The organism is Janthinobacterium sp. 64 (assembly GCF_002813325.1).
In the GTDB taxonomy this organism is placed as follows: Bacteria; Pseudomonadota; Gammaproteobacteria; order Burkholderiales; family Burkholderiaceae_D; genus Janthinobacterium.
Genome location: NZ_PHUG01000001.1, coordinates 3,652,308 through 3,677,038 on the forward strand (window position 1 = coordinate 3,652,308; position 24,731 = coordinate 3,677,038).

Genomic DNA, 24,731 nt, shown 5'->3' on the forward strand with positions numbered 1-24,731 from the left:
TTTGAACTTTTGGTGGAGGATGACGGGATCGAACCGACGACCCCCTGCTTGCAAAGCAGGTGCTCTCCCAGCTGAGCTAATCCCCCTAGGGTATTTCCAGACTACAGAAACTGGTAGGGCTGGTTGGACTCGAACCAACGACCCCCGCGTTATCAACACGGTGCTCTAACCAGCTGAGCTACAGCCCCAAATGCTGTTCTTTATATTAACAGCCGATAAGTGTGAACATTTGATGCGTGAATCATTACTGATTCGTGCAAACTCTAGAAAGGAGGTGATCCAGCCGCACCTTCCGATACGGCTACCTTGTTACGACTTCACCCCAGTCACGAATCCTACCGTGGTAAGCGCCCTCCTTGCGGTTAAGCTACCTACTTCTGGTAAAACCCGCTCCCATGGTGTGACGGGCGGTGTGTACAAGACCCGGGAACGTATTCACCGCGACATGCTGATCCGCGATTACTAGCGATTCCAACTTCATGCAGTCGAGTTGCAGACTACAATCCGGACTACGATACACTTTCTGCGATTAGCTCCCCCTCGCGGGTTGGCGGCGCTCTGTATGTACCATTGTATGACGTGTGAAGCCCTACCCATAAGGGCCATGAGGACTTGACGTCATCCCCACCTTCCTCCGGTTTGTCACCGGCAGTCTCATTAGAGTGCCCTTTCGTAGCAACTAATGACAAGGGTTGCGCTCGTTGCGGGACTTAACCCAACATCTCACGACACGAGCTGACGACAGCCATGCAGCACCTGTGTACTGGTTCTCTTTCGAGCACTCCCCAATCTCTCGGGGATTCCAGCCATGTCAAGGGTAGGTAAGGTTTTTCGCGTTGCATCGAATTAATCCACATCATCCACCGCTTGTGCGGGTCCCCGTCAATTCCTTTGAGTTTTAATCTTGCGACCGTACTCCCCAGGCGGTCTACTTCACGCGTTAGCTGCGTTACCAAGTCAATTAAGACCCGACAACTAGTAGACATCGTTTAGGGCGTGGACTACCAGGGTATCTAATCCTGTTTGCTCCCCACGCTTTCGTGCATGAGCGTCAATCTTGACCCAGGGGGCTGCCTTCGCCATCGGTGTTCCTCCACATATCTACGCATTTCACTGCTACACGTGGAATTCTACCCCCCTCTGCCAGATTCTAGCCTTGCAGTCTCCAATGCAATTCCCAGGTTGAGCCCGGGGATTTCACATCAGACTTACAAAACCGCCTGCGCACGCTTTACGCCCAGTAATTCCGATTAACGCTTGCACCCTACGTATTACCGCGGCTGCTGGCACGTAGTTAGCCGGTGCTTATTCTTCAGGTACCGTCATTAGCAAAAGATATTAGCTCTCACCGTTTCTTCCCTGACAAAAGAGCTTTACAACCCGAAGGCCTTCTTCACTCACGCGGCATTGCTGGATCAGGCTTTCGCCCATTGTCCAAAATTCCCCACTGCTGCCTCCCGTAGGAGTCTGGACCGTGTCTCAGTTCCAGTGTGGCTGGTCGTCCTCTCAGACCAGCTACTGATCGATGCCTTGGTAGGCTTTTACCCTACCAACTAGCTAATCAGATATCGGCCGCTCCACGAGCATGAGGTCTTGCGATCCCCCACTTTCATCCTTAGATCGTATGCGGTATTAGCGTAACTTTCGCTACGTTATCCCCCACTCTAGGGTACGTTCCGATATATTACTCACCCGTTCGCCACTCGCCACCAGAGCAAGCTCCGTGCTGCCGTTCGACTTGCATGTGTAAGGCATGCCGCCAGCGTTCAATCTGAGCCAGGATCAAACTCTTCAGTTTAATCTCTGTTACTTTGCCCTTTTACAGGCACCATCATTGCTGATGGGTCGCTCACTCAAAAAACTGACAGGCCACTACTTTCGTAGCGCCTATTTCATTATTTCTTGTGAACATTTGATATTTTAAGTTTTACACTGCTTGCGCAGCGCTGCACTTACATCAAATGCCCACACTTATCGACTGTTAATTGTTAAAGAACTGTATTCGGTACTGCTTATTTACTACTCTCGCGCTATCGACAAAGCGTTGTGTTTGTCAGCTGCGAAGAAGGAAGAGTATGAAGCATTTCGCTACATCCGTCAACTCCTTTTTTTACTACTCATCGCCGTTTCCGGTGATCCTCAAGTGCCGCATTTGACTGCGTCTCATTGGGGAGGCGAACTATAGCAAAGCCACCCACGGGCGGCAAGCTTTATTTCAGCAATTCGGCAACTGCCTTACCCACCTCGGTAGTACTAGCGCTGCCGCCCATATCCGGTGTGCGCGGACCATGCTCGAGCACCTGTTCGATGGCGCGTAAAACCGCGTCATGCGCCGCCGTGTAATTGGCGTCGCCATTACCGAGGAAGTCCAGCATCATGGCGCCCGACCAGATCATGCCGATCGGGTTGGCGATATTCTGGCCATAGATATCAGGGGCGGAACCGTGTACCGGCTCAAAGACAGAGGGGAATGTGCGCTCCGGATTGATATTGGCCGATGGCGCGATGGCAATCGTCCCCGTGCAGGCAGGACCAAGATCAGACAATATGTCGCCAAACAGGTTCGACGCCACCACCACGTCGAAACGCTCGGGACTGAGCACAAAACGCGCCGCCAGAATGTCGATATGGTATTTGTCCCAGTGCACATCGGGGAAGCTCGGACCCATCGCCTCCACCCGCTCATCCCAATATGGCATGCTAATGGCAATGCCATTCGACTTTGTGGCCGATGTCAGGTGTTTTTTAGGCCGGCTTTGCGCCAGCTCGAATGCGTATTTCAATATCCGGTCGACGCCCTTGCGCGTAAACACGGATTCCTGCAGCACCGTTTCGCGCTCCGTTCCCTCGAACATGCGCCCACCCACGGATGAATATTCTCCTTCCGTATTTTCACGCACCACATAGAAGTCGATATCGCCAGGCTTCTTGTTCGCCAGCGGACACGGCACGCCCGGCATCAGGCGCACGGGGCGCAAATTGACGTATTCGTCGAATTCGCGCCGAAACTTTAATAAAGAGCCCCAAAGCGAGATATGGTCGGGTACCTTGTCCGGCCAGCCCACCGCGCCAAAATAGATGGCGTCGAAATCCTTGAGCTGCGCAAACCAGTCCGAGGGCATCATCTGCCCGTGTTCCAGGTAATAGTCGCAATTGGCCCACTCCATGGTCGTGAACTGCAGGTCGATATTGAAACGACGGGCAGCCGCTTCAATTACACGCAAGCCCTCCGGCATGACTTCATTGCCAATGCCGTCACCGGCGATGACCGCGATTTTATGTGTGCTCATGGGAAACCCTGTTGGAAATAGGCGATGGAAGCCTGTATTTACATCTGCTGCGCCACGTCCGGGTACAAGCGCGCCAGCACATCGGAAGTGATCGTCGTGAGGATTGGCTGCGTGCGTTCGGTCGCCGACTCAAGGGATTTCTCGCGGCGCACGTCTTTCCACAACTCGGCCAATACGCCCTCATGGCGCGCCACCGCTTGTTCGACCTCATCCTGCCAAAAGGCCGGCGCTTCGCTTTCCACGAAATTGCCGCGGCCACGGCCAAAATGCGCCACCGCCAAGTAACGCAGCACACCTGCTACCACCAGGGTACGCAGGAAGGCATCTGTAAATTGCATCGTGGGTTCATTGCGGTCGGTGCCGGAATTAAAACCCCAGGCGGCGCCCGCGAATGTCAGCGCACCGACCACACCGCCGAGCAAGGCGCCCGTGCCCAAGGTCAGGCCGCCGGAAATCAGGTCGGCCGACAAGCCCGTCGCCGCACCGGAAATCATGGCGCCCAATAACCCCGCCTGTGCCTTGTCGATCGGCGCACGCACAGCGAAATTTTCCCGTATCCGGCTGTTGATCTTATGCGCATCGGTAGGATCGAGTTTGTGCAAGATCAACAGTTCACGCGTCGTTTCGCCGCTGTGCGTATTGAGCCGCGCCACCAGATTGGCCATGGCCTTTTCTTGCCTTTGCTGTTCAGCATTCTTGCCGATACCCACGACCTGCAAAGCCGATTTCAGCAAGCCCTTGGCGACGGGCTCAATGGCTTCGCGATCCTGCCCAGCCATGGCCAGCTGCGTGGCCAGCAAATGCATAGCCTGCTGGAAACGTGCCGTATTCTGCGTTTGCCAGGCCGCAAACAAACGCGCATAGCCGGCTTGCTGCGATTGTGGCAACAACTTGCCCACAGCTTCGTAAAACACGCGCTCATGCACCCAGCAGCGGGCAAAGGCGTCGAGGGCCAGGACGTCGCGCACGATGGGATATTGCTCCAAATGCTCGCGCCAACGCGCCTGCTCGCCGTGCTCCTCATTGCCAGGGCGCGGCGGCCCCATCTGATTGAGCAAGACCACCACCGGCTTGCCCAGCCATTCGAGAATTTTCATTTCCGCCGGCAAGTAACCCGCATCCCTGGGGTTTTCCGAAGAATTCACCAGGTATAGCACGACGTCGGCCGCGTCCTTGGCCGTGCGCAACGCTTGCTGACTGAGCCAGAACGGACGGTCGCGATAACGGTCCAGCACTTCGCGCAGGAACCAGCCGATGGGATTGCCGGACTGCCCCAGACGCTTGAGCAAGCGCACGGAGTCGCCAAAGCCGGGGGTGTCCCACAATTGCAAGGCATCGCCCTGCGGCGTGGCCAGCAAGGTGTGCGATTCCGCAAACACGGTCACGTGGGCGGCGTCGCGCACTTCGCCGATATCCACGCCCACCAGGGTGCGCGCCAAGGTCGTCTTGCCATTATTCGTATGCGAAATCAGCGCAAACTGAATCTGCACCGCATCATCCTGGACATCTTTATTCACATTCACACTCATGCTGCGGCCGATACTTTCAAGCCGACACCGGCGTCGAGCGGGTGCAAGGCGGGATTGAGCAAATTGACCACGGTGGCCGTGGTTTGATGGAACTGGCAGAACTGTTTCCACAGAGCAACTCGCTCCGCCAGACGCGCGCCGTTATCCGCCTGCTCGCCAGCGTGCTCCAAATAGCTGGACTCATCGACCAGCACGGCGATGCCGCGTGTCGACGATTGCACCAGGTAATCGAGGAAGGCGCCGTGATTTTCCTTTTCCGGCGTCGCCGTCAGGTTGAACAGCACGGCCGTGATATTGACTTGCGGATCATTCAGGTCCGTGCCGCGCAAGACCTCCTGCGGCTCGTCGCCATACGACGTCGATGGACGCAGCATCATGCGCCCCTGCTCGCCAAACAGCATGATGGACAACTGGCCCAGGCCCTTGTGGCGCGCCTCATCGACAGTAAAGCTGTACGGCAAGACGCGCAGCATGCCGCCCGTGGCCACACCGATGCTTTCATTGAGCTTGCGGAAATACGGTTGATCAAGATCCAGCGGAAAGTGCTTGGCCAGGCGCGCGGCGCGCCAATTGTTGACCAGGGCAAGGATCAGGCGGGGGACGACGACCAGCAGGAAAATCGTTGCCGCATACAAATGCACCCAGCGCGCGCCACCTTCGACGGTCGTCGTTTGCGGGAAACGCAGCGCTTCGATTTCCGCCAGCGAAAAACCTTGCAAATGAAACAGGGCAATCGCTGGCGCAAACAGGGTCGAAAGCAGGCTGTGCACCTGGCTGGCACTCAAAAAGGTGCTCTCCCAGCCGGCCGCGTATTGCGACAGGAAACCGCGCGCATACAGCGAGGCGACGGCGCCGATGGCAAACATGGCGGCGCTCAAATGGATGGTACGGCTCAGGCGCGCGGCCGTCAGCTTGGCGCTCAGGTGCGCCCATTCCCCCATGAAACTGAGCAAGCCCGAGGACAGGGCGTGCGGCAGCTTGCGCGGCAAAGCCAGGCGGCCCACGCTCAGGTGGCGCACCAGTCCCGCTTTTGGCCAGCCCAGGGAGTGCGAGGGGATGCATAGCCAGATCAGCAAGCCCAGGTAGACCAGCACATTCCAGGCGATGATCAGCAGCAAGGGCGCCGACAGCAGGTCCACGCGGTGCGGATCGGTGATGCGGTCGAGCCCGGCGCCCAGCAGCAGGGCCAGCAAGGGCAGGGTCAGCGCCAGGGTTTTCATGCCGTTGCGACGCGTCGCAAACGCAGCGAAGGCGGGGGTGCGCTCGGTGATGCGCTTGATGATCAGTTCGGAGCGCTGCTGCAGGAAATCGTCACCCGTGACTTCGGCCTGCTTGCCCGAGGCTTGCCACTGCGCAAGCTCACGCGCGCTGCGGCTGGCATACATGCGGTCGTCCTCGCTGAGGACTTCTTTTTTCTGATCGGCCGTTTCGATAGCACGGACCAATACCACTTCTCTCGCAATCTGCTCGTTCATGGTGCTCCTGTTCTTGTATGAAACGACAACTAGACAGGCAGATTGTGACGTACTTTTGTGTTTCAGGCCAACGCGTCCTCGGCCCGGAACAAATGATGCAGCAGATATATCAGGAAAGCAGCGATCCAGGCAGACCACAAGGTGTGCGTGAAAAATTGCGTACCTTGCAACTGCTGCTGCCAGCCTGCCACCAAACCGCACAGCAGCATGATCGCTGCCAGCAGAAACGCCATGCGTGGCCGTGCTGGCAGGCAGAACAATGGTAAGGCCAGTATCCACCAGGCAGTGTTTGCCTGAGTCGCCGGCAGGCAAACCATGGCAGACGCACTGGCGGGCAATGTTTCCAGCAGACGCGCATAAGGTTCCAGTCCGCCATAGCGCAGCAAATCCGTGGGGCAAGGCACGTCGCTGAATGAAGAGAGTAAATAGATGCTTGGCGGTACCAAAACGGCCGACAGGGCCACGACGCGCAAGGCACTGCGGCGTGATGCAAGCCAGGCCAGCGGACGCAAGGTATCCCAGATGGCCAGGCCGATCACGGCGGCGCCAAGCAAGGTCATGCCAAACTGAAAACTGCCCACCAACGCGCTGTCAGCGCCGGCAAATTGCCCACGCGTCCCATCAAACATACTGTCGGCGATCATGAGGTCGAGGTTGCTGTAATTGCCGATCCAGAGGATCAGCACGGCTGACAGCATCAGGATGCTATCAATGCCTTTGGGAGTTTTGACGAGTTTAAGCTTGGCCAGCATGGGTGCACACATTACTTGATGAGATGAAAGGGACTGGCCGCACAGGACTGCAGCCATGGAAGTCATCGTACAGTGCCAATATGAAGAGAACATGACGCTGCCCACCGAGCGCAGCACGCACGATGCAAAATGAGCTTCCGGTCTCACCTTACAAGTGCCAGCATGAATTACGTGTCAACAGGGCGTTAAGTTTTCGTTAACTACACGCAAAAAGCCAGCTTAAATGAAATCAATCCGCAGCACGCTGCCCCCTGCGGGGCGGGCAGCGAATCCCAGTTCCGCGCCCAGATACAGGCAAATGCGTTGAACCAGGCCCAGCCCCAGGCCTGTACCGGATGAGCCGCTCAAATTGACCGGTATGGGTTGACGCAGCAGGCGTGCGCGGGCCGCTTCGGGCAAGCCCGGCCCCGTATCCTCGACGATCAGCGCGCGTCCGGCCAGGCGCACGGTCACTTCTCCCTGCAAGGTGTACTGGCAGGCATTGCGCACCAGGTTGCCAATGGCGGCGGCCAGCAATTCACGCGGGGCGTTGACCAGAAAATCCTCGCCATCCGCAAACACCAGGGTAAGCGGTTTGCCTGCCGTATATGATTGACAGCGCAGGCATTCCTGGCGAGCCAGTTCCGCCACGGAGAGTGACGTGCACTCCAGCAATTCCGGCGCGCGCGCCAGGCGCAGCAGCACCGTCACGGAGTCGCTCGCTTCGTGTGCAGCCCGGTAGATCCGTTCGGAGGCGGAGCGCACCAGCGGTGCATCGCCGCCGTGTTCCATCAGGATTTCCGCCGCCCCCGTGATCACGGTGAGCGGCGTGCGCAATTCATGACTGACATCGCCCGTAAAAAAGCGTTCGCGGTCAAGAACTTCGGTCAACTCCGCCGTACGTTCGGCAAAAGCGCGTGCCAATATCCCCAATTCATCGGCACTGTCCTGCAGCGGCAACGCCGCCTGCCCGGCCTTGACGGCCTGCGTCAGCGACATGATTGGCGTGATCAAGCGATTGGCGATGAAGGCGCCCAGCAGCGAAGCGCAAATCAGGAAACCGATAAAAGCGAGGGCAAACATGCTGTACACCACCAGCTCGATCTTTTCATACTCGGTGGCATGATCGATGACGACGAATTCCCCATGCACATCACTGCCGACCAGCACGTGCAAATCAACACCGTCGACGGTTTTCTCGTGCATGCCGGGCGGCAAGCCACGCAAGGGAAGCGGCGTGTCTTCAGCGTGATGAAAGCTCAAGCCGGCTGGCATTTCGACAGCCAAGCCGGCCGCATGCCTTGGCGAGGCCCAGGCCGCCACTTCTTTCAGGCGCTCGTCGACCAGGCGCACTTCAATGCCCTCGACGGCGATGGCGGCAATAATGGCAAAAAAGATGCTCGCCACAAGAGCAAACAGCAGGTAGGCAACGATGATGCGCCGCTTCAGCGATTTAAACGGGCGCATCGCTACTCAATAATTTATAGCCGATGCCGGGAATGGTGCGCAGCATGGGAAAGGCATACGGTTTGTCGAGTACTTGCCGCAGTGCATGGATGTGCGTGCGCAGGGCATCGCTGTCGGGCCGGTCGTCGCCCCAAACCTCATGCTCGAGCAGCTCGCGCGGCACCAGCTTGGGCGCTTCACTCATCAGGCATTTCAGGATGATGTAACCGGTCCTGGTCAAGGTCAGAGTCTGGCCCCCGCGTCGGACTTCAAATTTTTCCGTATCGAAACGCAACTCACCCACGGCCAGCACGGCGGTCGCCGTCGTTTGCCCGCGCGCGCGGCGCAGCAAGGCTTTCAGGCGGATTTCCAGTTCCAGCAGCGAAAATGGCTTAACCAGGTAATCATCGGCGCCGCTGTCAAAACCGGCGACCTTGTCTTGCAGGGTATCGCGCGCCGTCAGCATCAGCACTGGCGTGCTATTGCGCAATTCACTGCGCAGTTTCTGGCACAGTTCCAGTCCCGTCAGGCCGGGCAGCATGACATCGAGCACGATCACATCGTATTCATGCTGGGCCAGCAAGGCCAGGCCGGCATAGCCATTCATGGCCGAATCGAGCACATGGCCCTTCGCTTCCAGATAGGCATAGAGATTGGCGAGAATATCGGGGTTGTCTTCAATGATCAGAATGCGCATACCGCCATTGTAGGGGGAATTGAAGAATGCCAAACAAACCGCCAGACGAAAAAAAACCCGACCATTGCTGATCGGGTTTTTCTCTACTGCGTATAACAAGCCTGACGATAACCTACTTTCACACTGGTTGCAGCACTATCATCGGCGCAAAGTTGTTTCACGGTCCTGTTCGGGATGGGAAGGGGTGGGACCAACTTGCTATGGTCATCAGGCATAACTTGTACTGGCATTTGTCCTCAATGGAGCGACAAAGCCTGAATCTGGAAGAAGCAAAGATTGGGGTAATGACTGGTAGTATCAACAAACACGCAACGTTGTACCGTCTTATCCTCTGTACCTGCTAAGGTTATAGGGACAAGCCGTACGGGCAATTAGTACTGGTTAGCTTAATGCATTACTGCACTTCCACACCCAGCCTATCAACGTCCTGGTCTCGAACGACCCTTCAAAGAGCTCAAGGCTCTGGGAAATCTCATCTCAAGGCAAGTTTCCCGCTTAGATGCTTTCAGCGGTTATCTCTTCCGTATTTAGCTACCCGGCAATGCCACTGGCGTGACAACCGGTACACCAGAGATACGTCCACTCCGGTCCTCTCGTACTAGGAGCAGCCCCCTTCAAATTTCCAACGCCCACGGCAGATAGGGACCAAACTGTCTCACGACGTTTTAAACCCAGCTCACGTACCACTTTAAATGGCGAACAGCCATACCCTTGGGACCGGCTACAGCCCCAGGATGTGATGAGCCGACATCGAGGTGCCAAACTCCCCCGTCGATATGAACTCTTGGGAGGAATCAGCCTGTTATCCCCAGAGTACCTTTTATCCGTTGAGCGATGGCCCTTCCATACAGAACCACCGGATCACTATGTCCTACTTTCGTACCTGCTCGACTTGTCAGTCTCGCAGTTAAGCACGCTTATGCCATTGCACTATCAACACGATGTCCGACCGTATCTAGCGTACCTTCGAACTCCTCCGTTACACTTTAGGAGGAGACCGCCCCAGTCAAACTGCCTACCATGCACTGTCCCCGATCCGGATAACGGACCAAGGTTAGAACCTCAAACAAACCAGGGTGGTATTTCAAGGTTGGCTCCACGAGAACTAGCGTCCCCGCTTCAAAGCCTCCCACCTATCCTACACAGATTGGTTCAAAGTCCAATGCAAAGCTACAGTAAAGGTTCATGGGGTCTTTCCGTCTAGCCGCGGGTAGATTGCATCATCACAAACATTTCAACTTCGCTGAGTCTCGGGAGGAGACAGTGTGGCCATCGTTACGCCATTCGTGCAGGTCGGAACTTACCCGACAAGGAATTTCGCTACCTTAGGACCGTTATAGTTACGGCCGCCGTTTACTGGGACTTCAATCAAGAGCTTGCACCCCATCATTTAATCTTCCAGCACCGGGCAGGCGTCACACCCTATACGTCCACTTTCGTGTTTGCAGAGTGCTGTGTTTTTATTAAACAGTCGCAGCCACCAGTTTATTGCAACCCTTTCACCCTCATGGAGTAAACCAATCAAGCTACCGGGGCGTACCTTTTCCCGAAGTTACGGTACCAATTTGCCGAGTTCCTTCTCCCGAGTTCTCTCAAGCGCCTTAGAATACTCATCTCGCCCACCTGTGTCGGTTTGCGGTACGGTCTCGTATGACTGAAGCTTAGAGGCTTTTCTTGGAACCACTTCCGATTGCTTCGTGCACAAGTGCACTCGTCTCAACCCCTTGAATTCCGCACCCGGATTTGCCTAAGTGCCTTCTATGAGCCAAAAACCAACTATTCCAACAGTTGGACAACCTTCCGCGATCCGTCCCCCCATCGCATCATACGACGGTGCAGGAATATTAACCTGCTTCCCATCAGCTACGCATCTCTGCCTCGCCTTAGGGGCCGACTCACCCTGCTCCGATGAACGTTGAACAGGAAACCTTGGGCTTACGGCGTGGAGGCTTTTCACCCCCATTATCGCTACTCATGTCAGCATTCGCACTTCTGATACCTCCAGCATCCTTTACAAGACACCTTCGCAGGCTTACAGAACGCTCTCCTACCATATATATTGCTATATATCCGCAGCTTCGGTGACTGGCTTAGCCCCGTTACATCTTCCGCGCAGGACGACTCGATCAGTGAGCTATTACGCTTTCTTTAAATGATGGCTGCTTCTAAGCCAACATCCTGACTGTTTTAGCCTTCCCACTTCGTTTTCCACTTAGCCAATCTTTGGGACCTTAGCTGGCGGTCTGGGTTGTTTCCCTCTTGACGCCGGACGTTAGCACCCGACGTCTGTCTCCCAAGCTCGCACTCATCGGTATTCGGAGTTTGCAATGGTTTGGTAAGTCGCAATGACCCCCTAGCCATAACAGTGCTCTACCCCCGATGGTGATACTTGAGGCACTACCTAAATAGTTTTCGGAGAGAACCAGCTATTTCCAAGTTTGTTTAGCCTTTCACCCCTACCCACAGCTCATCCCCTAATTTTTCAACATTAGTGGGTTCGGACCTCCAGGGCGTGTTACCGCACCTTCATCCTGGCCATGAGTAGATCACTTGGTTTCGGGTCTACACCCAGCGACTGATCGCCCTATTCGGACTCGATTTCTCTACGGCTTCCCTATATGGTTAACCTTGCCACTGAATGTAAGTCGCTGACCCATTATACAAAAGGTACGCAGTCACGGAACAAGTCCGCTCCTACTGTTTGTATGCACACGGTTTCAGGATCTATTTCACTCCCCTTCCGGGGTTCTTTTCGCCTTTCCCTCACGGTACTGGTTCACTATCGGTCGATTACGAGTATTTAGCCTTGGAGGATGGTCCCCCCATATTCAGACAGGATGTCACGTGTCCCGCCCTACTTGTCGTACGCTTAGTATCACCGGTCCGATTTCACATACGGGGCTATCACCCACTATGGCTCCTATTTCCAGAGGATTCTGTTATCGGTCCGACTATCACGTACAGGCTCCTCCCATTTCGCTCGCCGCTACTTTGGGAATCTCGGTTGATTTCTTTTCCTGCAGCTACTTAGATGTTTCAGTTCGCCGCGTTCGCCTTGCATACCTATGTATTCAGTATGCAATACCCTAAAAGGGTGGGTTGCCCCATTCGGAAATCTGCGGATCAAAGTGTGTTTGCTCACTCCCCGCAGCTTATCGCAAGCTACTACGTCCTTCATCGCCTGTAATCGCCAAGGCATCCACCATGTGCACTTATTCGCTTGTCCCTATAACGTTAGCCTCTCATCATTTGCATGAGGAAAGAGCGCTACAGGGATAAGAAAGTACAACGTTGTTGCTTGTTTGTTGATACATACAATCATTACCCATCGATTCGCTTTTTACGGCAAACCGATCAATAAATAATCTTTACTTCTTCCAGATTGTTAAAGAACATACAGCACTTGATCTCGAAAAGACCAAACCTAAATCCCGGTGCACTCTCTGCACTGATTTACGTTTGAACTTTTGGTGGAGGATGACGGGATCGAACCGACGACCCCCTGCTTGCAAAGCAGGTGCTCTCCCAGCTGAGCTAATCCCCCTAGGGTATTTCCAGACTACAGAAACTGGTAGGGCTGGTTGGACTCGAACCAACGACCCCCGCGTTATCAACACGGTGCTCTAACCAGCTGAGCTACAGCCCCAAATGCTGTTCTTTATATTAACAGCCGATAAGTGTGAACATTTGATGTGTGAATCATTGCTGATTCGTGCAAACTCTAGAAAGGAGGTGATCCAGCCGCACCTTCCGATACGGCTACCTTGTTACGACTTCACCCCAGTCACGAATCCTACCGTGGTAAGCGCCCTCCTTACGGTTAAGCTACCTACTTCTGGTAAAACCCGCTCCCATGGTGTGACGGGCGGTGTGTACAAGACCCGGGAACGTATTCACCGCGACATGCTGATCCGCGATTACTAGCGATTCCAACTTCATGCAGTCGAGTTGCAGACTACAATCCGGACTACGATACACTTTCTGCGATTAGCTCCCCCTCGCGGGTTGGCGGCGCTCTGTATGTACCATTGTATGACGTGTGAAGCCCTACCCATAAGGGCCATGAGGACTTGACGTCATCCCCACCTTCCTCCGGTTTGTCACCGGCAGTCTCATTAGAGTGCCCTTTCGTAGCAACTAATGACAAGGGTTGCGCTCGTTGCGGGACTTAACCCAACATCTCACGACACGAGCTGACGACAGCCATGCAGCACCTGTGTACTGGCTCTCTTTCGAGCACTCCCCAATCTCTCGGGGATTCCAGCCATGTCAAGGGTAGGTAAGGTTTTTCGCGTTGCATCGAATTAATCCACATCATCCACCGCTTGTGCGGGTCCCCGTCAATTCCTTTGAGTTTTAATCTTGCGACCGTACTCCCCAGGCGGTCTACTTCACGCGTTAGCTGCGTTACCAAGTCAATTAAGACCCGACAACTAGTAGACATCGTTTAGGGCGTGGACTACCAGGGTATCTAATCCTGTTTGCTCCCCACGCTTTCGTGCATGAGCGTCAATCTTGACCCAGGGGGCTGCCTTCGCCATCGGTGTTCCTCCACATATCTACGCATTTCACTGCTACACGTGGAATTCTACCCCCCTCTGCCAGATTCTAGCCTTGCAGTCTCCAATGCAATTCCCAGGTTGAGCCCGGGGATTTCACATCAGACTTACAAAACCGCCTGCGCACGCTTTACGCCCAGTAATTCCGATTAACGCTTGCACCCTACGTATTACCGCGGCTGCTGGCACGTAGTTAGCCGGTGCTTATTCTTCAGGTACCGTCATTAGCAAGAGATATTAGCTCTCACCGTTTCTTCCCTGACAAAAGAGCTTTACAACCCGAAGGCCTTCTTCACTCACGCGGCATTGCTGGATCAGGCTTTCGCCCATTGTCCAAAATTCCCCACTGCTGCCTCCCGTAGGAGTCTGGACCGTGTCTCAGTTCCAGTGTGGCTGGTCGTCCTCTCAGACCAGCTACTGATCGATGCCTTGGTAGGCTTTTACCCTACCAACTAGCTAATCAGATATCGGCCGCTCCACGAGCATGAGGTCTTGCGATCCCCCACTTTCATCCTTAGATCGTATGCGGTATTAGCGTAACTTTCGCTACGTTATCCCCCACTCTAGGGTACGTTCCGATATATTACTCACCCGTTCGCCACTCGCCACCAGAGCAAGCTCCGTGCTGCCGTTCGACTTGCATGTGTAAGGCATGCCGCCAGCGTTCAATCTGAGCCAGGATCAAACTCTTCAGTTTAATCTCTGTTACTTTGCCGTTTTACCGGCATGGTCGAACTATTTAACTAGTTCAAACCCCTCGCATTGCGAGGTGTTTGCTCACTCAAAAAACTGACAGGCTACTTCCGAAGAAGTATCCTATTTCATTATTTCTTGTGAACATTTGATATTTTAAGTTAGACGCCAATCCGAAGATCGACGCTGCACTTACATCAAATGCCCACACTTATCGACTGTTAATTGTTAAAGAACTGTATTCGGTACTGCTTTCGCGTTATCGACAAAGCGTTGTGTTTGTCAGCTGCGAAGAAGGAAGATTATGAAGCATTTCATTACATCCGTCAACTCCTTCTTTTTTCTACATCGCCGTTTCCGGTGATCCTCAACTGCCGCATTTGACTGCGTCTCATTGGGGAGGCGAACTATAGCAAAGCGCCCCGGGAGTAGCAAGGCTTTTCCGGGGTATTTGCGGCCAACTGCTACAATTTCGCCCCCTCCGCGCCAAACGGCGCTTGCCTATATATAGAACCATAGAAGATTCACCATGAAACAACAAGCTCAAGGATCAGGCCTGACCCTGAAACGGGCTGGCTTTACCACTGGCTTCGGCGTGCTCGCCGCCACCCTCGGTTCCGCAGTCGGCCTCGGCAACATCTGGAAGTTCCCCTATCTGACAGGCGCCAATGGCGGCGCCGGCTTCCTGCTCATCTATCTGCTCGCTACCCTTTTAGTGGGATTGCCCGTGATGATCGCGGAAATCACCCTGGGGCGCCGCGCCAAGGTCAACCCGATTTCCACCATGGAACAGCTGGCACCGAAGGGCAAACCCTGGTGGCTGGTTGGCGTCATCGGCATGGTAGCCGCCTTCCTGATCGTCGCGTTCTATTCGGAAGTGGTGGGCTGGGTATTCGCCTATATTGCCAAGGCCATCGATGGCTCCATTCTCAGCAGCGACAAACTGGTGACGGAAGCGGCCTTCGCCTCGCTGATCAGCAATCCCCTCCAATCGCTGTTGTGGCAATGGGGCGTGCTGCTGTTTATCGGCGGCATATTGATGCTGGGCGTGACCAAGGGCATCGAGGCGATCGCCAAGAAACTCATGCCACTGCTGTTCCTGCTGCTGTTGCTACTGTGCGCGGTCAGCCTGTCGCTCGATAAAGCGGCCGAAGGACTGGTTTTCCTGTTCCGTCCTGATTTTTCCAAGCTGACGGCTTCCGTCGTACTGACGGCCATGGGCCTGGCCTTCTTTAAATTGTCCGTCGGCATGGGTACGATGATGACCTACGGCAGCTATTTCCGCGATGACCAGAATATTCCCGTCACGACTTTACGCGTGATGGCCGCCGACCTCGGCGTCTCCATGCTGGCCGGCATCGCCATCTTCCCCGCCGTGTTCACGTTTGGTTTCGCCCCCAGCGCGGGACCGTCGCTGGTGTTCATCACGATTCCGGCCGTGTTTTCGCAAATCCCGATGGGACAAGCATTGATGGTGGTGTTCTTCATTCTGGCAGCAGTCGCCGCCACGGGGGCGATGCTGTCGCTGATGGAAGTGCCCGTGGTAATCTTCCATGAACGCTTCGGCTGGACGCGCACCAAGGCCACCGTCGTGACCATGCTGCTGCTGGCCGTGCTCGGTTCCGTATGCGCCCTGAGCAACAGCACCCTGGCGGACTTCAAGCTGTTTAATTTGAATATGTTTGATCTGTTCGACTTTGTGTCATCGAATATCTTCCTGCCCGTGGGCGGCATCGCGATTGCCTTGTTTACCGGCTGGGCCTGGGGCAAGGACCATTTCATCGAGGCGATCAGCAATCATGGCCAGTTGCAGAACAGAAAATTGGCGCATGTGCTGCTGTTTCTGCTGCGCTTTGTCTCTCCCGTGCTGATCCTGATCGTCATGCTGAAGGGCCTGAAAGCCTTCTAGTCAGAGTACCCGGGTGTAGGTCTGTCGCACCAGCACCCGGTCGCCGCAATCGAAATGCCACCATTCGCTGTTGATGCCGAAGAAGCCCGCCTGGAACATGGCGTCGCGCAACAATCGGCGATGGTCGACCTGCTCCTGCGTAATTTCCCCGCTTTCCAGCAAAGCCAGCTCCAGCGCCGGGTGCGAGCGCTCACTCAAGTCGTCAAAGCCCGTGCCCATGTCGAGTTCCTGCCCATCGGGCCCGACGATGGTGATGTCGAGCGCCATGCCAAATGAGTGGATCGAGCCACGCGACGGCTCCGCAATATAACCGAGCAACTCCGTTCCCTGCAGCGCATCCCACAGTTGCTGCTGCACCCGCTGCGGACGCAGGGCATCGAGCACCAATAAATGATGCTCGGGACGCCGCGCGGCCAGCCAGGCCACGGCCCGTTCCAGGGCGGCGGCCGCATCGCGGTGCAGCCAGGCGCAATCGATGGGGCTGTATAAGTCGCGGCCGACGAAATTGTCGGGCGTGGCATAGCGCAAGTCGACGGCGATGCCGGCGATGCTGCTCAGGTGGCGAAATTGCGGATCGCTGCTCACCGCTTCCAATTGCAAACTTGCAACAGACATCAGACGCCTCTTTCCAGGCAATTACGCGCCGCCACGCCGATGCTGTCGGCCAGGCGCCGCGCGCCATGCGACAGCGGCGAATGGCTCGCCGTCAATAAATACAGTTGGATCGGGATCGTCGGTGCCCAGGGACGGCGCTGCAACAGCTCGGGCGAGCCGGACGCGGACGTAAACGGGTCGACCACGGCCATGCCGGCGCCCGCTTCCACCAGGGAACGGGCGATTTGATAAGTCTGCACCACGGTACTGAAGACGGGGTGGATATCCTGCGCTTCGCAGGCGGCGATCACCAATTCGCCCAGCGGATCGTTGTCAGCATGGCCGATCAGCTCGCCATTCAGGCCATGCGCCGTCAGCGGTGTGCCGCAATCGGCCGCGCGCCAAGTGCCGGCCGGCGCGATCACCGTCATGACGCCGTGCGCCAGCGGTTCGGCCACGATGCCCGGATGGCGCGGGTCTTGCAGCGACACGGCCAGGTCCGCTTCACCGAGGCGCAAGGTATTGACGATCTCGCCCGTGTGGTGGGTAGCCAGCTGGCAACGCGTGTGGGGGAAGTCGCGCCGCCACTGCGTCATGGCGAAGGGCAAGACGCTGATGGCAATCGTCGGCGTGGAGACCAGACGGATGGTTTCCACCGCGTGGCCCTTCAGGCTGGCCGCCAGACGGCGGATGCCCAGTAAATCGCGGTTGAGCTTTTCCGTTTCGACAAACAGGCGGTGCGCCTCCGGTTTCGGGTACAGCTTGCCCCGCACGCGCTCGAACAGCGGCATGCCCAGTTGCAACTCGCAATGTTGCAAGACCTTGGTCACGGCCGGTTGCGAGATGTGCAGCACCTGGGCGGCGCCGCTGATGGTGCCAACTTGCATGATGGCGTGAAACACTTCGATATGACGCAGCCGCATGAGCTATTCCTTTACCTTGCCGTGGCCGCCTGGGCCGTCAACGTTCAGCATATAAGAAAAAGTCATGGGCTGGAACGGCCATGCTACTTTGCAACAACAGCTGGGGCCGGCATCGTCAGCACTTCCAGCAGGGCCGCCGTTTCGCCGTCGGGCGTGCCGTCAAACAAGGTGTTGCGGTATTTCATCTGGAAGGCGATCAGCACATTGCGCGTCGCTTCATCGAAGATGCCCGTGTTCGGCGTCGCATAGCCGTGCTGGGCCAGCTTTTTCTGGAACCAGACGGCGTCCGGCACTTGCTGCTCAAACATGATTCGCTGCGCGGCCACACGGTTCGCATCGGGCCAGACGATCAGGCCGGCATTGGCCAGCTGGCGCCAAGGAAACAGCGGTCCCGGGTCCTGCTTGCGCTGCGGGGCGATCTCGTTATGACCGAGGATATTTTCCGGTGCGATGTTGTAGCGGGCCTGGATATCTTTCAACAGCGGAATCAACTCATCGATCTGTGCCTGCGGGAACGGATACCAGAGGCGGCCTTCCGGCGTGTCCTTGTAGCCGGGGTTGACGATCTCGATGCCGATCGAGCTGACATTCAACTGTGTATAAGTCTTCCAGTTACTCACACCCGCGTGATTGGCTTGGCGAGATTCGTCGACCAGCACGTAAAACTTCGGCTTGTCCGTGTCCGTCAGCAAATAATGGCTGCTGACCACTTGTTCCGTCAGAATCTTGATCGAGCGGGGCAGGTCGCTGACCGTGTAATGGATGACGATAAATTTCACGCGCGGGCTCTGGCTGCGCGCCGTCAAGCTATGGTCGAGGTGCGGCGCGGGCGTGGTACAGGCGGAGAGCAGGGCCACCAGCAGGGCGAGGGCGATTTTTTTCATGAAAGATCCGTGTTCGGGTTAATAAAATGTTCAGTCTTAGCCTGTATCTTGAGCGCCGTCTTAACGGCGATCCTGGCCGCCGCTTCATGTGGACGGGCAACTTTCTGTTCCATCGTCAACGATACAGGCAAAGCGGCGCGCATGGCTGAAGCAATGGCCGGGTGCAATTGCGCCGCGCGCCCCGCCAGCACCACGGGACGCGGACCATGGCGAGATACCAGTGCCAAGGCCAGGCGTGCCAGCTCCTGTCCCGCACGCTGCAAGATATCCAGCGCCAGCGGGTCGGCATCGGCACTGGCAGCCACGGCCAGCGCCAGCCGGCCGATGGCGCCCCGGTCCTGGCCATACATGAAGGCGCGCGACAGCGACCATTCGCTACCGCCGATATGCGCAAACACGGCCTCGGCCATGGGCGACGCTTGCCAGTTGCCGGGCGCCTCGTCTTCGCGGCGCCAGATGTGGCGCAAGGCTTCGCGCGCGATCCAGTAACCGCCGCCGCCATCGTCAAGCAACACGCCGCGCCCGCCTGCGCGGTGAAACACGCCATCCGCATCGATCCAGGCGGCAATCGAGCCCGTGCCTGCGTAGACCAGATAACCTTCGCCGGGTTCAAAACTGTCGCGATAGGCGATGTCGATATCGTTGCCCAAGCGGACGTCGACGGCGTCCAGCGCCAGCAAGGTGGCCAGCGTTTGCGCCAGCGTCACATCATCGCCGCCAAAGCCCGTCAAGCCCGCCACCACGGCGCGCGGCTGGCCGATAGCCAGCACAGCCTGAGACAGTTTCGCAAACGTGGCGTGCACGGCGGCGCGGCCCGCGTCACTGCTCATTTGCAAGGCAGACAAGCCTTCCACGGCCCCGTAGGCCACGATGACGCCATCAACGGTGGCCAGGGCCCAGCGCGTCTGCGTGCCGCCCGCGTCGATGCCCAGCCCGAGCACGGCAGTGTCAGTATTAGTTGCGGGGAAGGAAATCATGGCATGAGTGTAAAGCCAAGCTGAGCTTGCAGGCATGAAAGCTTGCGCATGTTTCATGCCTGCAGGTTATGGATTGCCGGTAAACCGGCAAAATTACTTGGCGGCGACCGTAAACGGTGCGCGCACGGTAACGCGCGGGCTTTCATTGCCGAGGCGGTCCACGGCGCTGACCACCACCGCGTTGACTTTACCGGTGGCATCGTCAACCAGGGTCAGCTCTCCCTGCACGCCTGTGACCACAGTAAAACGCCAGTCTTCGCCGTAGCGGGCCCAGACGGCGTACTGCGCCACAGCTTTGCCGCCGCCCGACGTCAATTTGACGTTCAGGCTGGTGGAATCGCGGCGCAAGGCCAGCACGGGCGTACCCGGCGCTTCCTTGCCCAGCCACGGCGTGGCGGGAATCAGGGCAGGACTTTGGTAGACGGTCGCCTTGAGTTGCTCGCTGACACCCTTACGGTTCTGCATCAGGGGCACCATGCTGAAATGCACTTGGCCATTCGCGCCGGGGCGCGTGCGCGTCACTTCGATTTGCTTAATGATCTCTTGCGGCGTGAAGGACTTGGCGGAATTGTCGATGCGGCTCGTGTACAGGCCCGGCCACACGTGGCGGCCATACGGGTTTTGCGCCAGCCAATAATCGAGCAGCACGCCAAACGCTTGCGGCGCCTGCGCCACGGGCCAGTACAGCTGCGGCGACAGGTAATCGAGCCAGCCCTTGGCCAGCCACAGTTCCGCATCCGCATACAATTTATCGTACTGGCTGAAGCCGACGATGCCGGCAGGGCGGCGGTCCGGACGGCCGATGCCGAACGGGCTGATGCCAAAGCGCACCCAGCTCTTTTCGCGGTGGATGCCTGTATATAAGGCTTCGATCAGCTGGTTGACGTTCTGGCGGCGCCAGGAAGGGCGGTCCAGTTGGCCACCGGCCAGCAGATATTGCTGCCAGGAAGGCTCATCGGGAAACGGCAGTTCGCGCTTGGCGCCGCCATTGCCCGCGTCCAGCGCGGCTGTTTCCGCACCGGCACCGGCGCCGGGCGCATCGATCGGGTATGGATAAAAGTAATCGTCGATGTGCACGCCATCGATATCGTAGCGGCGCACCACGTCGAGCACCACGTCCGTCGTGTGCTTCGAGGCGGCGGCGTCGCCCGGGTCCATCCACAGGTAGCGGCCGTATTGCTTGACGGACGCCGGGTTGGTGGAAGCGAAACTATCGCGCGCCAGCGGCGACTTGGCCGTCGCGTGGCGGGCCCTGTACGGGTTGAACCAGGCGTGCAATTCCAGGCCGCGCGCATGCGCCTGCGCCACCCAGAAAGCCAGCGGGTCATACATGGGCAATGGCGGCTGACCTTGCTTGCCGGTCAGAAACTCCGACCACGGTTCCAGCTGCGACGGGTAAATCGTGTCGGCACTGGGCCGCACCTGCAGCACAATCGCGTTCAGATTCAAGGACTTGGCGCGGTCGAGAATGGCCAGCGCTTCCGCTTGCTGCTTGGCAACCGGCAAATTGCTGCGGCTGGGCCAGTCGATATTGGCGACCGTCGAGACCCAGGCGGCGCGGAACTCGCGCGGCGCCGGCGGCGGCACTTCGCCCGTGATGTGCTGCACGGGCGGCACGGCCGGCAAGCCCGCTTCGCCTGGCGTCACTGCGGAGGGCATTTTGGTGCTGGTACAGCTGCTGAGCAATGTGGCGGCGGCCAGCGCGGCCAGCACGCCAGCGCTGGCGCCCAGGCGTTTTTTGAAAGTAGACAACAAAACAATTCCTTGCAGTGGTGAAGCGCAGGTCTATCGGTGCGGGCATTTTACTGTGCGCTCGCCATCCTTGCGGGCGCACGGTTCAAAAGAATCAGGCCTCGGCCTTCTTGCCAAATTCGGGATCGATCTTGACCAGCGCGGCCATGATGAAAGCAGGAATGGTGGCGATGCAGACCCAGATGAAGAAGTGCTGGTAGCCGAGCATTTGCTGGATCCAGCCGCTGGCCATGCCGGGCAACATCATGCCCAGGGCCATGAAACCCGTGCAAATGGCGTAATGGGCCGTTTTATGTGCGCCATCAGACACCATGATCATGTACAACATATAAGAAGCGAAACCGAAGCCATAGCCAAATTGCTCCAGCGCGATGCCACCGGCGATCACATAGATGCTGCTGGGCAAGGCGCTGGCCAGGTAAACGAAGACCAGGTCGGGCAAGTGCACGGACAGCACCATGATCCACAAACAGCGCTTCAAGCCGAAGCGGGAAATGATGAATCCGCCCAGCAAGCCACCGAGGGTCAGGGCGATCACGCCGATGGTGCCGTAGACCAGGCCCACCTGTTCCGTGCTGAGGCCCAGGCCGCCCTTGGCGACAGGGTCGAGCAGAAAGGGCGCGGCCAATTTGAGCAGTTGCGCTTCGCCGAGGCGGAACAGCAGCAAAAAGCCCAGGATGACGACAATATCCTTCTTCTTGAAAAACGCGGCAAAAGTGGCGACGAATTCTTGCATCGGGGAAATACCAGCGTCCTGGATGCTGGGGCGGTCATCCTTGGGTTTCGGCAAGACAAAATAGTGGTACAGGAAGAGGGCGATGAACAGGCCCGCCAGAATGGCGAACACGACGGACCAGGCCAGCTGCACATTGCCCGTCGCATGCGTCAGATAGCCGGCCAGAAACACCAGGCCGCCCTGGCCCGCGATCATGGCCAGGCGATAAAAGGTGCTGCGTACGCCGACAAAGGCCGCCTGCTGGTGCCCTTCCAGGCCCAGCATATAAAAACCGTCGGCGGCAATATCATGCGTGGCGGAACTGAAGGCCATCAGCCAGAAGATGGCCAGGCTGATCTGGAAAAAATGCGGCAAGGAGGTCGTCAGGGCCACCAGCGCCAGCGCGGCGCCGATCACCAGCTGCAAGCCGACGATCCAGAAGCGTTTGGTGCGGTACATGTCGATGAAGGGCGACCACAGGGGCTTGATGACCCACGGCAAGTACAGCCAACTGGTGTACAGGGCAATATCGGTATTGCTGAAACCGTAGTTCTTGTACATGATCACGGACAAGGTCATGACCACGACATAGGGGATACCCTGGCCGAAATACAGGGAAGGGATCCACAGCCACGGCTTATTTGACGGCTTATTCGCGCGCGCCGGGGCGGTTTGTTTCACTAGCTCCATACATCCTTCTTTGTCTCCCAGACAGAAGAATGCCGCGCCATCGGATCACGCCGCCAGTGCCGCCCGCACACTGCCGTCCGCGCCGGCCAACAATGCCTGTGCCTGGTTTGTGTTGATTTTTTTGATCAAGGCAACAATCGCCACCTTGACGTGATAGTGGCATTGCTCCAGCACGGTCCTGGCCTGCGCCTCGCTGGCGCCCGTGGCGTGCATGGTCAGACGCACCGCCCGCCAGATCAGCTTGGCGTTGGTCGGCTTCAAGTCTACCATCAAGTTTCCGTAAGTTTTGTGCAAACCCACCATCAAGGCGCTGGAAATCGTGTTCAGGGTGATTTTTTGCGCCGTGCCTGCTTTCAAGCGCGTGCTGCCGGAAATGACTTCCGTACCCGTGTCGAGCACGATGCCACATTGCGCCTCGTGCGCTACGGGGGCGCCCACATTGTTGGCGATGCCTATAGTCAAGGCGCCCGCCGTGCGTGCGGCCAGCAAGGCGCCCAGCACATACGGTGTGGCGCCGGAGGCGGCCAGCAGGATCACCACATCGTTGACCTGCGGCTGCAGGGCCAACAAATCGCGCTCGCCTTGCTGTAGATCATCTTCGGCCCCTTCGACGGCCGTAAACATGGCGCCCGTGCCGCCGGCCAGGATGGCGACGGCCCGCTCGGGCGGCCAGGAAAACGTGGGATTGAGTTCAACACTGTCGAGTACGCCCAGGCGGCCCGAGGTGCCGGCCCCCACATACAGCAGCCGCCCACCGGACGCGATGCGGGGCAGGGCGGCCGTGATGGCGGCGGCGATGTCGGGCGAGGCCAACCGGACGGCCTCGACGGCCCAGAACTGGTCATCAACCAGCACCGCGACCAGTTGCTCCACCGGATACAGGTCCAGATCCGGATGCCGCCGGCTCGGAGTTTCAGTTTTCAACATGATTTCAGAACATGGTTGAAGGTGAAACCAGTTTAATACCGATGTGCAAGATCAGCCATGAAAGCTTGGCGTGCAGGCATAACGGAAGCTTATGCCCCGGCTGTCGACAATATATGCCACTCCTGCAAGCTCATAAGGATAACTTGGCAAGGAACAGCAGTTTTCTGCCTTACGCTTCAGCCGCGGGTTCGGAGGTAGTTAGCTTCACGTACTGAACGTTAAGAGTCTTTACATCCTGGTACCGAAGCACGAAAGAATCGCCATCAATGTTGTAGAACCGCTCGTCGCTGGCGCCACCTTCCTGGGAAGCCATACTTTTATCAGCACTCAACGGACGTCTTGCCACACCCTGCAAGATCAAGCGATCAAGGTTACCTTCTGAATCGAAAAAAAAGTCATCCAGTACGCCGACATAGAGCACAGCATCCTTCGCCACTTCTACAATTGCGGAGATCATGATGAGGTCGGGCTTCTCGTCCTGTGAAAAATCGGCTCCAGTCAACAGGTAGTACCAAGGCGCGTCGTGAAACCGGAAGATCGAACTAAAGCGGGCAGTCGCACGGTCCAACCTATGTTTCGCAATTTGAGAACGTAAAACGACGGGAGCTATAAGTGCAACAACAAGCAAGCTGCCGAAGTAACTCGCTATCCACCCGAAATCCCGACCTACCGCTGATATGGCTTCAGACTGGCTTGTCGGTGAGGAAGACAACAACTTCAAAAGTACTGCAGGCTCGAAACGCTGAGAGCATACGAAAAAGGAGAGAAACAACCACAGAAGGTGTGCGAATAGCGCACACAGTATTGCGTCAGCAGCGACGCGGCCGAACGGAGAAAAGTCGAGCGAAGTCCGCTCTGCCAGTTTAAGGCGAGCGCGAAAAATAAATCCGGGAAGTAATAACAAAAATGCGACGAGTGCGGGAAGGGCGATATTCATTCA

At 57.1% G+C, this 24,731-nt stretch carries 15 protein-coding genes, 4 tRNA genes and 4 rRNA genes; 1 reads left to right on the forward strand and 22 read right to left on the reverse strand.

Translation table 11 applies throughout. The annotated features are described in order from the left end of the window. Nucleotides 1–10 precede the first annotated feature (10 nt). The 14 genes from CLU91_RS15995 to CLU91_RS16060 form a co-directional block, all read right to left on the reverse strand. Nucleotides 11–86 (reverse strand) — tRNA-Ala (locus tag CLU91_RS15995). Nucleotides 87–111: 25 nt separating this feature from the next. Beyond that, nucleotides 112–188: transfer RNA gene (locus CLU91_RS16000), tRNA-Ile, on the reverse strand. Nucleotides 189–267: 79 nt separating this feature from the next. Then, nucleotides 268–1,798, reverse strand: a 16S ribosomal RNA gene (locus CLU91_RS16005). Nucleotides 1,799–2,210: 412 nt separating this feature from the next. Next, nucleotides 2,211–3,290, reverse strand: coding sequence for a tartrate dehydrogenase (locus tag CLU91_RS16010; protein WP_100874944.1), 1,080 nt, complete (start codon nucleotides 3,288–3,290; stop codon nucleotides 2,211–2,213). Between the two features lie 38 nt (nucleotides 3,291–3,328). After that, complete coding sequence (locus CLU91_RS16015; protein ID WP_100874945.1) at nucleotides 3,329–4,819, reverse strand: DUF3482 domain-containing protein; 1,491 nt, start codon at nucleotides 4,817–4,819, stop codon at nucleotides 3,329–3,331. Beyond that, nucleotides 4,816–6,294 carry a DUF2868 domain-containing protein gene (locus tag CLU91_RS16020; protein WP_100874946.1) on the reverse strand — a complete coding sequence of 493 codons (1,479 nt, stop codon included), beginning with the start codon at nucleotides 6,292–6,294 and terminating at the stop codon, nucleotides 4,816–4,818. The genes CLU91_RS16015 and CLU91_RS16020 overlap by 4 nt, the downstream gene beginning before the upstream one ends. 62 nt (nucleotides 6,295–6,356) lie before the next feature. Then, nucleotides 6,357–7,046, reverse strand: a complete 690-nt coding sequence (locus CLU91_RS16025; RefSeq protein WP_100874947.1) for an acid phosphatase — start codon at nucleotides 7,044–7,046, stop codon at nucleotides 6,357–6,359. A 219-nt stretch (nucleotides 7,047–7,265) separates the two neighbouring features. Further along, entirely contained in the window at nucleotides 7,266–8,492 is a 1,227-nt protein-coding gene (locus tag CLU91_RS16030) for a sensor histidine kinase (RefSeq protein WP_100874948.1), read from the reverse strand. Continuing rightward, nucleotides 8,479–9,168 (reverse strand): response regulator transcription factor, encoded by a 690-nt coding sequence (locus CLU91_RS16035; RefSeq protein WP_100876771.1) that lies wholly within the window; start codon nucleotides 9,166–9,168, stop codon nucleotides 8,479–8,481. Before CLU91_RS16035 ends, CLU91_RS16030 begins: the two co-directional genes overlap by 14 nt. Before the next feature lie 99 nt (nucleotides 9,169–9,267). After that, a 5S ribosomal RNA gene (gene rrf / locus CLU91_RS16040) occupies nucleotides 9,268–9,380 on the reverse strand. Nucleotides 9,381–9,518: 138 nt separating this feature from the next. Further along, nucleotides 9,519–12,394: ribosomal RNA gene (locus CLU91_RS16045) — 23S ribosomal RNA — on the reverse strand. Between the two features lie 242 nt (nucleotides 12,395–12,636). After that, nucleotides 12,637–12,712: transfer RNA gene (locus CLU91_RS16050), tRNA-Ala, on the reverse strand. Between the two features lie 25 nt (nucleotides 12,713–12,737). After that, nucleotides 12,738–12,814, reverse strand: a tRNA-Ile gene (locus CLU91_RS16055). A gap of 79 nt (nucleotides 12,815–12,893) precedes the next feature. Then, nucleotides 12,894–14,424, reverse strand: a 16S ribosomal RNA gene (locus CLU91_RS16060). The 16S, 23S and 5S rRNA genes sit together here with 2 tRNA genes alongside, the layout of an rRNA operon. Before the next feature lie 525 nt (nucleotides 14,425–14,949). Between CLU91_RS16060 and CLU91_RS16065 the strand changes: the two genes are divergently transcribed. Continuing rightward, nucleotides 14,950–16,329, forward strand: coding sequence for a sodium-dependent transporter (locus CLU91_RS16065; protein WP_100874949.1), 1,380 nt, complete (start codon nucleotides 14,950–14,952; stop codon nucleotides 16,327–16,329). Here CLU91_RS16065 and CLU91_RS16070 read toward each other — a convergent pair whose 3' ends face one another. From CLU91_RS16070 to CLU91_RS16105, 8 genes are all read right to left on the reverse strand, one after another. Then, on the reverse strand, nucleotides 16,330–16,944 hold the full coding sequence (locus CLU91_RS16070; RefSeq protein ID WP_100874950.1) for a M15 family metallopeptidase: 615 nt from the start codon (nucleotides 16,942–16,944) through the stop codon (nucleotides 16,330–16,332). It abuts the gene before it with no gap. After that, on the reverse strand, nucleotides 16,944–17,846 hold the full coding sequence (locus CLU91_RS16075) for a LysR family transcriptional regulator (RefSeq protein WP_100874951.1): 903 nt from the start codon (nucleotides 17,844–17,846) through the stop codon (nucleotides 16,944–16,946). The genes CLU91_RS16070 and CLU91_RS16075 overlap by 1 nt, the downstream gene beginning before the upstream one ends. Before the next feature lie 83 nt (nucleotides 17,847–17,929). Next, nucleotides 17,930–18,730: an N-acetylmuramoyl-L-alanine amidase gene (locus CLU91_RS16080; RefSeq protein WP_100874952.1), complete on the reverse strand. Its 801-nt coding sequence runs from the start codon at nucleotides 18,728–18,730 to the stop codon at nucleotides 17,930–17,932. Then, complete coding sequence (locus CLU91_RS16085; RefSeq protein ID WP_232730775.1) at nucleotides 18,727–19,707, reverse strand: N-acetylglucosamine kinase; 981 nt, start codon at nucleotides 19,705–19,707, stop codon at nucleotides 18,727–18,729. Before CLU91_RS16085 ends, CLU91_RS16080 begins: the two co-directional genes overlap by 4 nt. Before the next feature lie 93 nt (nucleotides 19,708–19,800). Then, nucleotides 19,801–21,462 carry a glycoside hydrolase family 10 protein gene (locus CLU91_RS16090; RefSeq protein ID WP_100874954.1) on the reverse strand — a complete coding sequence of 554 codons (1,662 nt, stop codon included), beginning with the start codon at nucleotides 21,460–21,462 and terminating at the stop codon, nucleotides 19,801–19,803. A gap of 91 nt (nucleotides 21,463–21,553) precedes the next feature. Continuing rightward, the gene (locus CLU91_RS16095; protein ID WP_100874955.1) at nucleotides 21,554–22,864 is read right to left on the reverse strand and encodes an MFS transporter; all 1,311 of its coding nucleotides are present in this window, start codon (nucleotides 22,862–22,864) and stop codon (nucleotides 21,554–21,556) included. Between the two features lie 45 nt (nucleotides 22,865–22,909). Beyond that, a complete protein-coding gene (locus CLU91_RS16100) occupies nucleotides 22,910–23,791 on the reverse strand; it encodes an N-acetylmuramic acid 6-phosphate etherase (protein ID WP_100874956.1) in 882 nt (293 codons plus the stop codon). 169 nt (nucleotides 23,792–23,960) lie between these two features. Beyond that, on the reverse strand, nucleotides 23,961–24,728 hold the full coding sequence (locus tag CLU91_RS16105; protein WP_100874957.1) for a hypothetical protein: 768 nt from the start codon (nucleotides 24,726–24,728) through the stop codon (nucleotides 23,961–23,963). Between the last annotated feature and the right edge of the window lie 3 nt (nucleotides 24,729–24,731).